This is a genomic window from Aliivibrio sp. 1S128 (genome assembly GCF_001691065.1).
Taxonomy (GTDB): Bacteria; Pseudomonadota; Gammaproteobacteria; order Enterobacterales; family Vibrionaceae; genus Aliivibrio.
On sequence record NZ_MAJV01000058.1, the window covers coordinates 172058 to 186774 of the forward strand.

Annotated in this window: 15 protein-coding genes; 2 read left to right on the forward strand and 13 right to left on the reverse strand. The window is 38.8% G+C overall.

Annotated features, from left to right (window positions below; translation table 11 throughout):
* Positions 1 to 313: 313 nt before the first annotated feature.
* The 3 genes from A6E03_RS08540 to A6E03_RS08550 form a co-directional block, all read right to left on the reverse strand.
* Positions 314 to 664, reverse strand: coding sequence for a hypothetical protein (locus A6E03_RS08540; protein WP_065591197.1), 351 nt, complete (start codon positions 662 to 664; stop codon positions 314 to 316).
* A gap of 63 nt (positions 665 to 727) precedes the next feature.
* Positions 728 to 1258: a GNAT family N-acetyltransferase gene (locus A6E03_RS08545; RefSeq protein ID WP_065591198.1), complete on the reverse strand. Its 531-nt coding sequence runs from the start codon at positions 1256 to 1258 to the stop codon at positions 728 to 730.
* A 129-nt stretch (positions 1259 to 1387) separates the two neighbouring features.
* Positions 1388 to 3640: a peptidase U32 family protein gene (locus A6E03_RS08550; protein WP_065600696.1), complete on the reverse strand. Its 2253-nt coding sequence runs from the start codon at positions 3638 to 3640 to the stop codon at positions 1388 to 1390.
* 183 nt (positions 3641 to 3823) lie between these two features.
* On the opposite strand from A6E03_RS08550, the gene A6E03_RS08555 reads away from it, so the two are divergent.
* The gene (locus tag A6E03_RS08555; RefSeq protein ID WP_065591199.1) at positions 3824 to 4498 is read left to right on the forward strand and encodes a glutathione S-transferase; all 675 of its coding nucleotides are present in this window, start codon (positions 3824 to 3826) and stop codon (positions 4496 to 4498) included.
* A gap of 16 nt (positions 4499 to 4514) precedes the next feature.
* On the opposite strand, the gene A6E03_RS08560 is transcribed toward A6E03_RS08555, so the two are convergent.
* From A6E03_RS08560 to A6E03_RS08575, 4 genes are all read right to left on the reverse strand, one after another.
* On the reverse strand, positions 4515 to 5513 hold the full coding sequence (locus tag A6E03_RS08560; protein WP_083190339.1) for a HupE/UreJ family protein: 999 nt from the start codon (positions 5511 to 5513) through the stop codon (positions 4515 to 4517).
* On the reverse strand, positions 5510 to 6382 hold the full coding sequence (locus A6E03_RS08565; protein ID WP_176703463.1) for a peptidyl-prolyl cis-trans isomerase: 873 nt from the start codon (positions 6380 to 6382) through the stop codon (positions 5510 to 5512). Before A6E03_RS08565 ends, A6E03_RS08560 begins: the two co-directional genes overlap by 4 nt.
* A 73-nt stretch (positions 6383 to 6455) precedes the next feature.
* A complete protein-coding gene (locus A6E03_RS08570) occupies positions 6456 to 8339 on the reverse strand; it encodes a DUF3604 domain-containing protein (RefSeq protein ID WP_065600635.1) in 1884 nt (627 codons plus the stop codon).
* A gap of 52 nt (positions 8340 to 8391) precedes the next feature.
* Positions 8392 to 9360: a transporter gene (locus A6E03_RS08575; protein WP_065591203.1), complete on the reverse strand. Its 969-nt coding sequence runs from the start codon at positions 9358 to 9360 to the stop codon at positions 8392 to 8394.
* A 198-nt stretch (positions 9361 to 9558) separates the two neighbouring features.
* Between A6E03_RS08575 and A6E03_RS08580 the strand changes: the two genes are divergently transcribed.
* Positions 9559 to 11157, forward strand: a complete 1599-nt coding sequence (locus A6E03_RS08580; RefSeq protein ID WP_065591204.1) for a sulfatase-like hydrolase/transferase — start codon at positions 9559 to 9561, stop codon at positions 11155 to 11157.
* A 203-nt stretch (positions 11158 to 11360) separates the two neighbouring features.
* Here the strand turns inward: A6E03_RS08580 and A6E03_RS08585 are convergent, their stop codons facing one another.
* The 6 genes from A6E03_RS08585 to A6E03_RS08610 form a co-directional block, all read right to left on the reverse strand.
* Positions 11361 to 11837 carry an N-acetyltransferase gene (locus A6E03_RS08585; protein ID WP_065591205.1) on the reverse strand — a complete coding sequence of 159 codons (477 nt, stop codon included), beginning with the start codon at positions 11835 to 11837 and terminating at the stop codon, positions 11361 to 11363.
* A gap of 109 nt (positions 11838 to 11946) precedes the next feature.
* Positions 11947 to 12387: a GNAT family N-acetyltransferase gene (locus A6E03_RS08590; RefSeq protein WP_065600636.1), complete on the reverse strand. Its 441-nt coding sequence runs from the start codon at positions 12385 to 12387 to the stop codon at positions 11947 to 11949.
* Positions 12384 to 12602, reverse strand: coding sequence for a DUF6500 family protein (locus tag A6E03_RS08595; protein WP_065591207.1), 219 nt, complete (start codon positions 12600 to 12602; stop codon positions 12384 to 12386). The genes A6E03_RS08590 and A6E03_RS08595 overlap by 4 nt, the downstream gene beginning before the upstream one ends.
* An 18-nt stretch (positions 12603 to 12620) precedes the next feature.
* Positions 12621 to 13466 (reverse strand): sulfurtransferase, encoded by an 846-nt coding sequence (locus A6E03_RS08600; protein ID WP_065600637.1) that lies wholly within the window; start codon positions 13464 to 13466, stop codon positions 12621 to 12623.
* A gap of 24 nt (positions 13467 to 13490) precedes the next feature.
* Complete coding sequence (locus tag A6E03_RS08605) at positions 13491 to 14279, reverse strand: SDR family oxidoreductase (RefSeq protein ID WP_065600638.1); 789 nt, start codon at positions 14277 to 14279, stop codon at positions 13491 to 13493.
* A 9-nt stretch (positions 14280 to 14288) separates the two neighbouring features.
* A complete protein-coding gene (locus A6E03_RS08610) occupies positions 14289 to 14708 on the reverse strand; it encodes a GNAT family N-acetyltransferase (RefSeq protein ID WP_065591210.1) in 420 nt (139 codons plus the stop codon).
* Positions 14709 to 14717 lie beyond the last annotated feature (9 nt).

The following is a 14717-nucleotide window of genomic DNA, read 5'->3' on the forward strand; positions in this document are numbered from 1 at the left end:
ATAAGTAAGTGAGCTGAATCATTTTAGAACACAAAACAACCAAATACTTATTTGAATTGCATTATATCGTGTTGAAGCATTTGTTTCATTGGGGGATTCTAAAATACGGACAGTTACACATTTGAATGTTGCGAAGGGGGTAAACATAATAAAGGAAGTGTGATGATACTTATAGTGAGGTGATTCATGGAAGTCCTCTACAAAACTCATTAGTATGAATTTTATAGAATACTCCCATTGCAATTTAATTCTGCTTAGCTCGAAAATATCACGATGCAGCTATAACTATTATGTAATTAATAGTTTTAATCTATTACAGGCCGAAACCGATCTTAGGTTGACGACGAACAGAGCGAACGCCCCATGGGCCTAGATCTGGTTTTGGTTGACCTTCAAAATCACCAAGGCAAATGTAGCCTTTAGAAAGATAGCGGAATAGGAAATCGCCACCATCTAGTGAGCCAGTTCTGTCATCGCCAAACGGTAAATGAATACGCTCAACATGAAGATCTGATGCTTTTTTAAAAGCAGCATAAGCCGTTGAATTGATATCGTACGCATCTAAATTCTTTAAAAGCGCTTTATCTGACATTTTTGCCTTCATGCGAGCAAATATCATGATGAGACGTTTTTGTCTTTCAGAAGAAACTATGATCATTTCCATTATAGGAATTCCTTTCAAAAAAAGGAATTATATAGTAAGCATCAACCTACTTCTATATTCACTTTATGTCGCCGCAGACAACTGCTTAATTACACAGCGATATTCATAACAATCGATAATCTCACCATCCACAATGGTAAATTCAGGCTTAAAAGCAACCCGTTTAAAACCATTTTTACTTAATACTTTTTGTGACGCAAGATTGTCTGTTGATGCTGTTGCCACTAATACGTTTAATGCTAACGCTTCTCTTGCTATATCAATCAGTTCTTTTGTTGCATAAGTTGCTAAGCCTTGTGAGATAAAATCTTCACCAATTCGATATCCAATAAAACCCAACTCTTTTTCTCTATTAATATTATAAAGATTTGCTCGCCCACAAATTACCCCTTGTTCATTCTTTAATAACATTGGATAAATTCGACCCGCTTTATGTTCAGAAAGGTAGAAATCAATATGATCTTTTATTCCTTCTTCACTAAAAAAATCTTCATCACGAGCTTCAACGAAAGACTCAAACCATTCCTTATTAATGAGTTCAAATGCTAATAACGCCTCTTCATCTTCTGTTTTGAGTAGTTGCAATGTCACCATAATCAATTCCTCTAATGTTTTTAATTTCGTCTATTTATATAATAGTATTATTTGAATTATAGACAAAAAAAGCCGCGATAATATATCGCGGCTTTATCTTTTTCTCTTCTAACCTACAAGGTGTAAATCTTAAAGACCTTGTTGATATTGATCATTGGTATTGATTGGCACCATAGTGAATAGATCTTCTTGCACGCTTACATCACCATTGATTAGTTTCTCAAAATGTTTAACTAATTCAACTTTGTCCGCTTGCTCTTTAGAACCACCACCAATATTGGTCAAATCGATGAAGAACTCATCAAACAAATCTGACAAATCAGTCACGATATCCATGTTTAAGAATTGCTCGTGATTGTAGATGCTTGGATAGCCGCCTTTCTGCTTATCTACCGCAAATGAAATACCCTTCACATTGGTAATTGTGGTCGCTTTTTCACACTTCAACATACAAGCCGCTTCAATCGATGGCTTATTACAACCCACGGTTTGTTGGAAGAAACATTGACGACTTGTCATCATCAGGATCGGGTGATAAATGCTGTATACCAATTTGAAATTTTCAGGGCGACGAATGTGTTTTATCTGACCCTTATTAATCTCATTTGAAATAAACGCACCTGCACAATTCAACGCTTCTTTCATCGTAATTAACGCATGAGAGTTGGTCGTGTTTAGTAATGGACCTGCAATCCACTCTATCCCCATTTCAAATGCTTTATACGCAATACCCGTATTATTGGTTACGATACGAGTCGGTTTTACTTCTTCTAAGACTTTTACTGCTTCGTCGTAATCTTTACCAATCAGAACCGCTGGGAACCATGGAATTAAACGAGGGTTTTCTAAGAAGATATTAATGTATTTTTTATCACGCTTTTTAAAGCTTTCTGGTAATTTGAAGTAGATATCTGCGTCAGTTACATCACATATATTCAAATCAGCAACATCAGAGATCAACATAGATAGAGTCGGTTTTTCTTCGACTTTTGGCTGTTGAACTAATGCTTCAACATCAGTGTACTTAATTACTTCTTTAGAACCATTCAATAAAAACGCGACTTTCTCTTTAAGCTCAGAAAGCTCTCTAAATGGAATGGCTAGATTTTCACCAAGCTCTGAGAAATCGTAACCTTCAAGAAGATAATCAGGCGTAATAACCCCTTTAAAGCGTTTTTCTAGTTCTTTTTCCGTGATCGCTTTTTGACCCGCTTCACTCAGTAGTGACGTAGACTTCACTTCAAACGTATCTTGATCGTCTTTACTTGGTGTGATCACGACTGTTAGTGGCTCACCCAATACCGCTTTAAACGCAATCGTAATCGCAATTTTATCAATACTTAGAGATTTTACTTTTTCTTCTAGTGTCGCACCCAGTGCATTCTTAGCACTGTAAAGATCTTGTTTTACTTCTTGAATTTGCACTACATCAATCGAGTTACTCTGAGCTACGGCGTAATTTACGCTGTTATCACGAGGGTTATCGATGAACATGTCTTTAGTCAAATTACCTTTCAAGAATTTGTTGGTTAAGCCACGGTTGAATACTTTATGAAGATTTGAGTCATCTTCATATAGCTCACCTGTCTCAACAAATTTATTGATGTTTTTACGCCAGTTTTCAACCACGGTATAAACGTAATGAGCGCCTTTAATACGGCCTTCAATTTTCAGTGAATCCACTTTCGCGTCCACAAGTTCCGGTAAATCAAAGTACGCTGAGTTATCTTTTAGATTTAGTGGGAATTTGTTACCCGCTGCGGTAATTTCATATTCATCACGACACGCTTGGCTACAACGGCCACGGTTGCCTGAGTTACCAACGCTCACCGAACTTGAGTAACATTGGCCAGAGAAAGCAATACATAACGAACCATGCACAAACACTTCCGTTAGGATATCGTGTTCATGAGCAACGGCTGTCATTTCTTTGATTTCGTCTATATTCAGTTCACGGGACAAGTTAACACGTGAAGCGCCGACTTTTGAAAGGAAGTGAATTTGACCTTCATTGTGCGTCGTTAGCTGAGTAGATGCGTGAACGTCTAATGTTGGGAAGTATTTTTTAACTAAGTTAAACATACCTAAATCTTGAACGATGATGCCATCAATAGTCGTATTAACTAATTGATTAAGCAGCTTCGCTACTGATTTAATTTCATGCTCAAGAATAACAACGTTTAATGTCAGAAATACTTCACAACCGTATTCGTGAGCTAGTCGCAATACGCCATTTAGCTCATCAAATGAAAGATTGGACGCTCGGTTACGGGCGTTGAACATATCTAGACCACAGTAAACCGCATTTGCTCCTGCAACTATGGCCGCTTTAATCGCTTCAACATCACCACCAGGTGCCAATAATTCAAGTTTTCTACTCATTATGAAATTGCTCGCTTCGGTTTTTATGTAATAATTTTTTTGAGGGGGCATTCTACTCGCCTCTCGCTTTTATTACCACTCACTTAAGCTTTTATTGATCTAGATCATGACGAATTTTCCGTGAATCTCTTTCTTCTATCCGATAAGATGTTCATAAGCCCTCGAATTTTAGGTACTTATCCAATGACAACGCCGATTCTTTATTCGTTAAGACAGTGTCCTTATGCCATGCGTGCTCGCCTTGGAATTCTGCATGCTCAGAAAGTCGTAGAATTACGCGATATTGATATGAACAATAAGCCTGAAGAAATGTTGTCGATTTCACCAAAAGGCACGGTTCCTGTATTGCTACTGAGTGATGGCTCTGTAATAGATGAAAGTCTTGATGTGATGGTATGGACTCTCAACCAATCAGATCCTAATAATCTACTGTATTCACACGATAAAGCTCTATTGCCTGTGATGCTTGAGTTAATGAACCGCAGTGACACTGAATTTGTGAATGCTTTACAGAAGTACCGAGCCGCGTCTCGTTACCATGATGATAATGAAATTGAATGGCGTAATGTATGTTGTGATTGGTTGATGACTATCGAGCAGTCATTGTGTCAGCACGCTTACATCATGGGAGAAACACCCAGTTTAATTGATTACGCCATCTTGCCGTTTATTCGTCAATTTTCGCGAGTAGATAAGAAATGGTACGCTCAAGCGCCCTTACCTTATTTACGTGCATGGCTAATTAATCATTATAATGACCCACTTTTTGCAAAAGTAATGCAGATCTACCCAAAATGGAAAAGTGGTAATGAGCCTATTTTATTTGGTGGCATTCCTTCTCGTAAAAAACAACGTTAATAACCTACATTCCGCTTTACCATAAAAAACTAAAGGTGCGTTCATAAACCCAAAAACTCGCTAAACTACCAATACTGTAGGCAATAACGACGGTCCCTTTTTTTACGTATGGTGCCGTTAATCGGGGGACCAATATTCGACCAATAAGCAAAACTATACAAACAAACGCAAGTTGGCCTAACTCGACTCCAACATTAAAACAGATCAACGCAAGCGGAACTTCATTTTGTGGTAACCCTATTTCTGCCAATGCCCCTGCAAAACCAAAGCCATGTAACAACCCAAACGAGAACGCAACAATCCATGGATATTGTGCCGCAATACCTTGTTTTCCTTTGATATCATGAATGATTTCTACCGCTAAAAACAAAATACTAAGGGCTATCACCGCCTCGACGGGTGGCAGTGCTATCGTAACCATATTTAAAGACGCTAACGTTAATGTAATACTGTGAGCTACAGTAAACGCAGTGATTGCACCAACTAACTTCCGTTTTCCTTTTATGATTAACAATAACGCGAATACAAAAAGAAGATGATCAAACCCTAATAATATATGTTCAATACCTATGATTGTATAAACCTTGATAACCTCTAGACTCGATGGATGGGACGCGACACTAAATTGATTATTCCCTGCGTATAATCGTTCGACTTGAGTTTGTTTATCTTGTTGCAAACGGACTAATATATCCGTTGAACTTTGTTCTAACCCTTCTATTTCTATCTGCTCGCCAAGTAAACCGCCTTCACAATCCATCCTCCAACGACTCACTTGAGAGTTGTCAGTATGACTGATTCGTATTAACTCTTGAGACTGACAACGTTCCGGAAAGATAGGCGTCAAATTTAAGACTCTGTCGTTCTTTTTCGGTAGTTTGAGAGTGACATTATAATGATCCCCACTGTCATTCATGATTTCTAAATAGGCAGGACGAATTTCATCAGCGATTGAAACCGTAGAGAAAAACAAAAACAAGGGCAGAAAAAAAGCATAAGCGGGTAAGATTTTCATAATTCATTGCCCTTTTCTGTTATTTTCGGCAATTCAATCACGATGTGATAAGTACTTTTCAATTCTTCATATAAAGAATCATTACTTTGTTGTTGTTGCTCGGCTTTCCATTGAATTAATACGCCTTCTCTGATCTCATCCAAAGGAAGTAATGATGGCTTAGATCGTTGATCTATTTTAACTAAATGTTGTCCATACCCTGAGCGAATAGGACCATACCATTCACCGATTGGCGCTTGCGTTAAACCTTGAGTAAACTCTTGACCAAAGAGGCGCGCAGCTTGATGGCTAGGTAAGTTTTGATAATTTTTTTCATCATAAAAATCATCACCCATACTTTGATAAGCAACCATCGTTGCGTCAGTTTCATTCAGCTCTCCTTTGTATTTTTGTACTTCAACGTTAAAAGAGTTCGTCCCCATTGAATGCAGATCAGGATTAAAATAAACGTGTTGAAATGACGTGGTGATCGGTTTAGAGAATTGCGCGGGTGAGGCTTTCATGAATGCCAATAATTGAGCGTCAGATGCCTGCTCAGGCACCAATAAATCATTCGCAATGAACATCATTTTTTCGGCTAAACGTCGACGAATAACCGGATCATCTTTGCCTAAATCCAATGCTAACGCTTCTCGATAAAAAACTTCTTGTCGTACTTTTTTTTCAATCACAATTTCAAGCTCTTTATCCGATGGTAATCGCTGCCAACGTTGCTCCCAACGCTTTATGGTATTGTTTACATCCAATTGTGAAATTGTAATTTGATTCTCATCCTCTGCATTTACATCAACAGTAAGTCCATAAGCGACAAACAAGCCTGCACCTATCACCATAAAATGTAAAAACGGGTCTTTTATTAGTTTTATCACAACATAATCCATTATTTAGTGTGAAAATTAAGCGACCTCTCTCAGCTGACTGCCGCTCATTGATTTTCCATTTTTAATTCGCAGGGTTATACCAAATTGGTGATGTCCAAGCCCGTTCTTGTATTGATGATTGAACGTCTTCGAGTAACGGTAAATTATTTCTTACCGCGTCGTACGTACTCCAGCGAGGAGTTGGGATCTCAATAACACGAGCGTAATAGAACGCATTTTGTGCCGCGTCAAAGTCAGCATCGACCCAACTTCCCATCAATGCCGTGTCCCCTATACTGTTATCGTATTCTGCAGTTTTCAAATTAACGGTATTACCCACTGGAGGTAACTTACCTTCTGCGGTTAATTCACGTTTATCTGACCACACAACATCAATGATTTTCTCATGAGTTTTACCTTGCTTATCTACCCAGCCTTTAATTATTTGAACACGATCAAGATTCGCACCATCAGGGTCTTTTAGTGCGTGAACCGTAAAGGTTGGAGCGCTACCAATAGAGGGTAAATCACTCCCCATTGGAACCCCTAATTCATACCCCTGACGTACCAACTCTTTCGCTGATGTTGGATTAGCAGGTAACTCAACGCCGGCAAAAAAGCGCACTTTAATTCGAGGCCCTGTCGTTGAATACGTTTCACGGCGCTTCATTGCATCCCAAAGTCCGGTGCGCGTATTTTGAGTCGCCCATACACCAGATAAGGTACCGATACTCAGATCTTTGCCATCAATCCACCCAGCAACGCCGGCGGTTCTACGGCGTTCAACCGTCCCATCTTCAGGCCCATGACCACCAATAAAGGAATCTTCTGCCACTGCGGATGGCAAGCCATTATGATTATCCGTGCCACCTATTGTTCCGTATTTAAACGGATTACTACCTAGCTCTTTCTCATACACCAGCCCCATTTTTAACCCTTCACGAACAAAGTCCCCTTTGTGAAACGTTCGTCCACTTGATTTTTGTATGGAATCGGCATTTTCAAAATCGGCAAATTCATCTTCAGGCCAGAATTTTCTATGTACTTCTGAATTCCCTTTAATCTGCATCGTTTCCATTAATGGTTCAAAATGCTGCCTCGTTTGCGCGTATTCCAAATCAATCGGTTGACCATCCGCCTTTACGCTTGGAAACATCATTCCCTTACTCGCATTAGAGTTGTGCGGTATGGCTAGTAATTTCATGCCTTTAGATTCAAGCGTTGCCATCCATTCCCATAACCCATCTTCTCTATTTATATCAATGTAGCTCACAGGAGCATCTGGCACATTTCCATCACGAAATATAACATTACGGTGCAAGTTCCCACCTTGTGGCGCACCACTCCATTCAAATGCTTTTAGCGCCGTAAACTCGCCCGGTTTATTGTATCTGTCCGCCGTTTCTGTCATGACTTTCCACGCACTTTTCACGGTATCTTGCCCTGAGAAAAATGGCGGATGTTGAGGATTAGCACCTCGATTGGCAGAAACAACATATTTCAAAAACCATTCTTCCCTTTCTTTAATGTCCGTCATGGTTCGCAATTGCTTTAATAGATCTTGATCATAACCCGGAGCACCTTCTGTCATTGTGGAATACATTTCACCGATGTATTCTGCATGGTCAGAAATAGCGACAAAATCAAGTGGTCGATGACGTTTCAATTCACGTCCATCAACCATCACACCTTCGCCTTTCGCATAACGATACGCATCTTCGTGGCTCATTCGATTACCACCAATATAAGCATCTAAAGAAAAAGCGGTATGCATGTGAGTTTCACCAAAATAAACATCTCTTTCTGGATTAAGGGCAATATCACTATCTGATTTCTGTTTGTCCACAGATGCATCACTGATAGGCTTAACGTCAGACGCTGGTGGAGACTCATTTTCACACCCCACTAATTGAAGTGATACCGCTAATACCAATAAGGCTTGGGGAAATGCTCTAAATTTATTCATTTTTATTATTTCCTTCCATATGTAGTGATGCACACCGTTTGATAATGCGTTACTAAAATTTAGCCATCGCTTTTAAAAAAATGGTATCGCCCTGTACGCGTCTTTTGGTTTCAAACTCATGAAGCCATTTAAGTTCAGTTAAAATGTCGGTCTTCCCTACGGAATGAACAAAAGAAATCGTAGGTCCTGCGCCAACCGATTTGGCTTTAAAATCACCGTATGTTGCACCAGATCCGCTATCCCCCGTTAACTGGGTATAATAAAAACCCGTTGCTCCTACGCCAGCTAACCCACCAAATAAGGGGAAGTGTTGAGCAATTGTTGTCTCAATATGCGCTTGTATTCCTGATTTATAATTCGTGTCTTTATTCTCGGTATTAAAATCCATTCCAGCAAAAATACTAGCCTCAATACCATTCTCTTTTCCTACATAAATAGCCGCAATCGTCGGTTCTATCGTCCAAAAGTTTTTACCTGTGTTCGCCAATCGTCCCACTTGATAATCACCCGTTGGTGCGTAAACACTGACACGATAATTCACATTTAAATCAGGATTAATGATTTGATTCAGCATGACAGGCATTAGCATGATATCGCCCAAACCAGAGTCAGTTTCTGTCACTTTTACGCCATATTGGCCGCTTGTTTCAACACTAGCCGTTACTTCTATATCAACAAATGGAATCGTTCCACCAAATGCATAACTCCAATTATCACCGATCTCAAAATTCGGACGATAAACCATCGTTAGTCCTAAGGCTTGTGATTTAACGTCTATATCTGCGGTATTCAAGCCTGCAATAGGAAGATTTTTATCGTATTTCCCTTCGTAAGTTAACACATTTAGGCGGGCGATAAAGGAAGGAGAATCAGGAATACCATCCACAAAAGAAGACATCGAACCGGGCATATAATGACCACTCCCTCCTTCTTCAGAAAATACGTGAATACTGTATAAAGAGGTAAAAAAAGACATCAATAGTGTGCTTATCAACGCTGACGGAATAACTCTTATTTTCATAAATAGAAATCCATTTACTATTAAGAACAATAATAAAAATATAGTACATAACCGAAATAAATGAATTGAATCAGTAAAAAAACTCTTTTATTTCTCTTTTCTTCAAATAAATTACTTATTGGATATAAATAAGAGCCATCCAGATTGCGAAACGGATCTTGTCTACTATTCTTTATCTTAATCGCTAAGGAGAGTGTTATGAAATCAACCAGAAAACTCGCAACATGCTTACTCGCAGGTATTGTATTATCTGCACCATCATTGACTTCTGCGAGTGCATTATCGCGCGCGGTTTCTAATGAAAATAATATGCAGCCAAACATACCAAGACCAGAACAAGATAAAGCCGCTAATTCTGAATTAGCATCAAAACTGAAATCTACCAATAAAAAACCCAACATTGTCTGGTTGGTTGTTGATGATTTAGGTTTTGGGGATATTGGTGGCCCCTGGGGAGGCGGTGCGCATATAGGAGCTGCAACACCCAATATAGATGAGCTAGCTAGAAATGGACTCGCCCTAACCTCAGTATATTCTCAACCTACTTGTACTCCGACGCGCTCAGCAATGATGACGGGACGCTTACCGATAAGAACCGGATTAATTCGCCCTATTCTAGCTGGAGATAAAGTCACCTCAAATCCATGGGTTGATGAAATGAGTATTGGCAAAGCACTATCAAGTGTTGGTTATTACACTGTATTAACAGGGAAATGGCATACAGGTGAAGATGAAGGTATGCGTCCGGTAGATGTTGGATTTGATGAGTTTCAAGGCTATTACGCGTCTCAAAAAGAATTAACCCAACAATTTGATGAACGCCGTTATCCGGATCTCGTCCTTGATAAAGAAAAAGCGCAACGATTTAAAGCCGTTGGTGGAAAGATCGATATGTATCATGCAGTAAAAGGACAAGACGAAAAAGTTATTGTACCAACAACTGGAATTGAACAGTTTGCCGAAGCAGACCATATCTTAGCTGACTTTACGATGACTAAAATTAAAGAACTAACAAAAACAGATAAACCCTTCTTTATCTCACACAATTTCATGCGCGTTCACGCCGATAATCACCCAAGTAAAGAATTTAAAGGTGCAAGTGCAAGTAAATACCCTTATAAAGATAATGTCGTCGAAGTAGATGCCCTTGTAGGCCGAATCATACAAACTATTAGAGACGAAGGCATTGAAGAAAATACCTTTATCTTCTTCACCTCAGATAATGGCCCTCAACGTGACAGTTGGCCAGACAGTGGTTTTACTCCATTTAGAGGAGGTAAGGCTTCGGCATGGGAAGGTGGCGTTCGGGTTCCCGGTATTGCTTACTGGAAAGGTGTTATCCAACCACGAGAAAGTGCGGAACTTTTCGATATGATGGATTTATTTAATACCTCATTGCACCTTGCTGGATACAAAAAAGAACTGCCAAGTGATAAGTACTTTGATGGTATTGATCAAACGTCATTCTTAATTACGGACGACGGAAAAAGTAAACGTGAACATGTTTATATTTGGGCGGGTGAAGATTTCATGGCTCTGCGTATGCGTGAATATAAAATGCACGTAAAAGTCACTAATGAACAAAGTAATTTCATGGGAATTGACTACTCTGTGAAGCAAAATGTTGGGTTAGCACCATGGCTATTCAATTTATACATTGATCCTAAAGAAGAAATGCCAGTAGGACATAGACTTAACCCTTGGTTAGCATCAATGGGAGAAGAAGCAAAAATGCACGCAGCAACGTTTAAAAAGTTTCCGCCTAAAAACATAGGACTGTCTCAAAAAATACAATAACCCCTAAAAAGTAGTGAGACAACATCATCGATTGTCTCGCTATTCTTTTTCATTTTTTGAATTGTGAGGTCTACAATGAATAAGCATCCTTCCCTTTTTATGTTACTTATGGCGGTTTATACTGGTGGGGATATTATTAAAATACAAATAAACCCCATATGTATAGAGGAATAATACGTTACACTTAAATAGAATAACCAGTACTATATATAGCTGTCCGTTCCTAAATACCCATTAAAACAAAGCGAACGTTCCATATCGTAAAAATATTTATTCTCACCTGTGATCTGGTAGCCAAGCGCTGAATAAAAATCGATCACCTTTTGATTGCATTTAAACGCAGACAAGCTGACTTTAGTGACCCTGTCACTGTAGTATCGTTGATAATATTTCATCACCGCAGACCCTACCCCTTTATTTTGATATTTTTCAAAAATAAGTAACAAATGAAAATGCACACTAGTTTGTTCTTGTTTAACACAAATAAATCCAAGTCTCTCTCCATTGAACATGATCCATTCAAACCATTCTTTTCGATAGGAATCAGCAAAATGTTGAGTTTGGAAAACCTCATCCCAACCAAAAGTATCTTCAATCGTAGAATAGAGGTATTTTTTGTAGATAGAGAAAAGTGATGGATATTCACACGCTGTCACTTTTTGAAAGGTGATTCTATCCATCGATTATCCCTGTACTTTCTATTTAAAAATCCCACCAATCATATCTAGGTTGGGTCTACTTCAATTGTAGACCATAACTTCATATTGCTTTGAAAAAATAAGCCTATTGTTATTCAATCATATTCTTTTGAAACTTAATCTTGCTACTATCCGGCGTCCCTTCATCTTCATAACCTGAAATATGATAACCACTTGAAATAAGGAGTTGTAACATTGCAGGATAACGGTTCATCGATTTAACGCTAATGCTTTGATAGCCTTTTTCTTTTGCCCATTGCTCCTGAAGTAGTCGAAGCTGAGTGGCAATGCCTTTTTTACGGGCTCTTGGAATAACACCGCCAAGCCAGCTGTAAAATTCTGTTGCTGAAAGTTGATAACCCATTTTATATGCAACAGGCAAGTCATTCTCAAATGCAATAAGGATTAAATGAGCTAAACCATCCAAGCGTAAGGCGATTTTTTCTTTAGTATTACGATTATCAAACTCTGGGATTTGACCATCTACACGAACCACATCTTCAATTGTGCCTTGGCGTATATGTATATTCATAGCTTATTAACTACCATATTTTTAACCTTAATCGCCTTTTCAAAATGGTCTAATTTATGGGTAGATATCCACCACGTAGCGGCTTCCATAAGCAATTCTGGATCATCATTTTTATTGGCAAAAAAAGCATAAAAAGACAACCCGACATTGTCTCCTTTCTGCGCTACTTTCTTATCACATACTTCGATGATCTTCTTCCGTAAACTGTCACGCATTCACAATCCTTACTTTCGTTATTCGATAGGTAATGCGTGATTAGTTCCCCAATCAGCCCATGAACCATCGTATAAAGTGACCTCTTTATAACCAATAGATACTGCGGCTAACATTAAGATACATGCTGTGATACCTGACCCACAACTGAAATAGGTTACTGTATCTACTGATGGCACTCTTTCTTCAAAAATAGCTCGTAATGTCTCTTTATCTTGGTAGGAATATTCATCTAACAATATAGAAAACGGGAGGTTTCTTGCCCCTGGAATATGCCCACTACGAACCCCTTCTCTTGGTTCTGGAGCTTTACCTAAAAATCGCATTTCAGCTCGAGCATCTAAAATAGCAGTAGTGGTGTTTATAGCCTTAAGTACTTCATCTGAACCACAAGCTAATCCTGCGACTTCTTTTCCTATCGCGTTGCCGACCCGCTTATTTGTTGCATATTCAGAAGCCGTTTCTCTGCCTTCTTTTATCCATTGAGGTAATCCACCATCTAAAACATAAACATGTTCAAATCCCATCACCTTAAACGTCCACCACGCTCTCGGTGATGAATAAATGCCTTGGTTATCATAAATAACAACGGTGCTATCGCTATTAATTCCTAATGCTTGAGCTGCTTGAGTGAATTGCGACTCAGTAGGTAATGCATGGCTCTGAGAAGAAGAATGGTCACAAAAATCAGCTTCGATATCCAATTTACGCGCCGTCGGTAAACAAGAAAATTCATCATAAACTAACGGTTCTTTACCTACGACATTCGCCATATAGGCATCAACAATGACAAGGTTATCGTCATCAAGATGTTCAGCTAACCATGCTGTGGTTACTAATGGATTAGCTACTATTGGATTACTCATTATTCTATCCTTAATTAATGGCGTTTAGATGTCATAAGAAATTTGCATTACATCAGGGTAAATGAACGCATAACCCAATGCCCTTTTAATTTTTTCATTACTAATAATTTTAAAGGTTTGGGTTTCTGATTCGATAAATTCAGGAGTGTTGACCCCAATTTGTTGGGTCGCTTGAGTATAAAATTCACGTTTACTTGGATGGTTATCAGCACACGCATTAAATACTTCATCCCACTTTTCTTGTTTTATAATCTGCGTAATTAATTCAACACAATCATCCTGATGGATCATATTTACAGGCGCATCCGGATTGCTGACCGAACGGCCACTTTTCTGAAAAAATCGCCCAGGATTTCGTTGATAACCAACTAAACCACTAAAACGGATCACTGTTGTTGTGAATGCAGACGATTGAAAAAATAGAGATTCAATTTGAAATAATGCAGAAGACTCAGATGCAGCTACCTCTTCAGTAACCACGGCATTGTTATCTGTATATACAGAAGTTGAGCTAACAAAAATAACATGTTTAATAGATGACAATTCTAAAGTAGAGATCAGAGAAGCAAAGCCTGCTTGGTTCTTAGAAGGGATAGCAATAATTAATATATCTGAATCTAAAAATTGTTTCCATGATTGCCCGGTTACTTCACCGTCGATATCCAACAAAAACGAAGTCACCGTAGCATTTTCCAATAGCCCTGTTTTTTCTTTGCTACGAACAGAGCCTTTAACGGTAAAGCCATTACTTACCAGGTGCTTTGCTAACGGAAAGCCTAACCAACCACAACCTAATACACTAATTGATGTCATTATTTATCCTTAAAAGAGTTTCAATTGGCTTTCATCCGACAAAACCCAGGCGCTGTTGTGCGCTTCAAAACCGATCTTAGGGTAATAGCCTTCTGCTTGTGGAGCCGCTAACAAAATCAATTTACAATCAGGTGTCACCTCTTCTTTAGTAACCAAAATAAGGTATTTACCGACCCCCATTGATTGAACACTTTTATCAACAGCTAAATCAGATAGATAACAACAGAAATTAAAATCAGTCACCGAACGAGCGACACCGATTAACTCTCCATCTCCCCACGCAGTGACTATTAGATTTGAGTTATCTAATATCGCCTGTATTCTTTCAACATCGTCGATTGGGCGACGCTCCCCTAAAGATGTTTTCTTTAATAAGGTAATAAACTGCTCAGCAGTAATAGGTTCATTAACTTTATAATCGATTTCCATGCTCTCTTC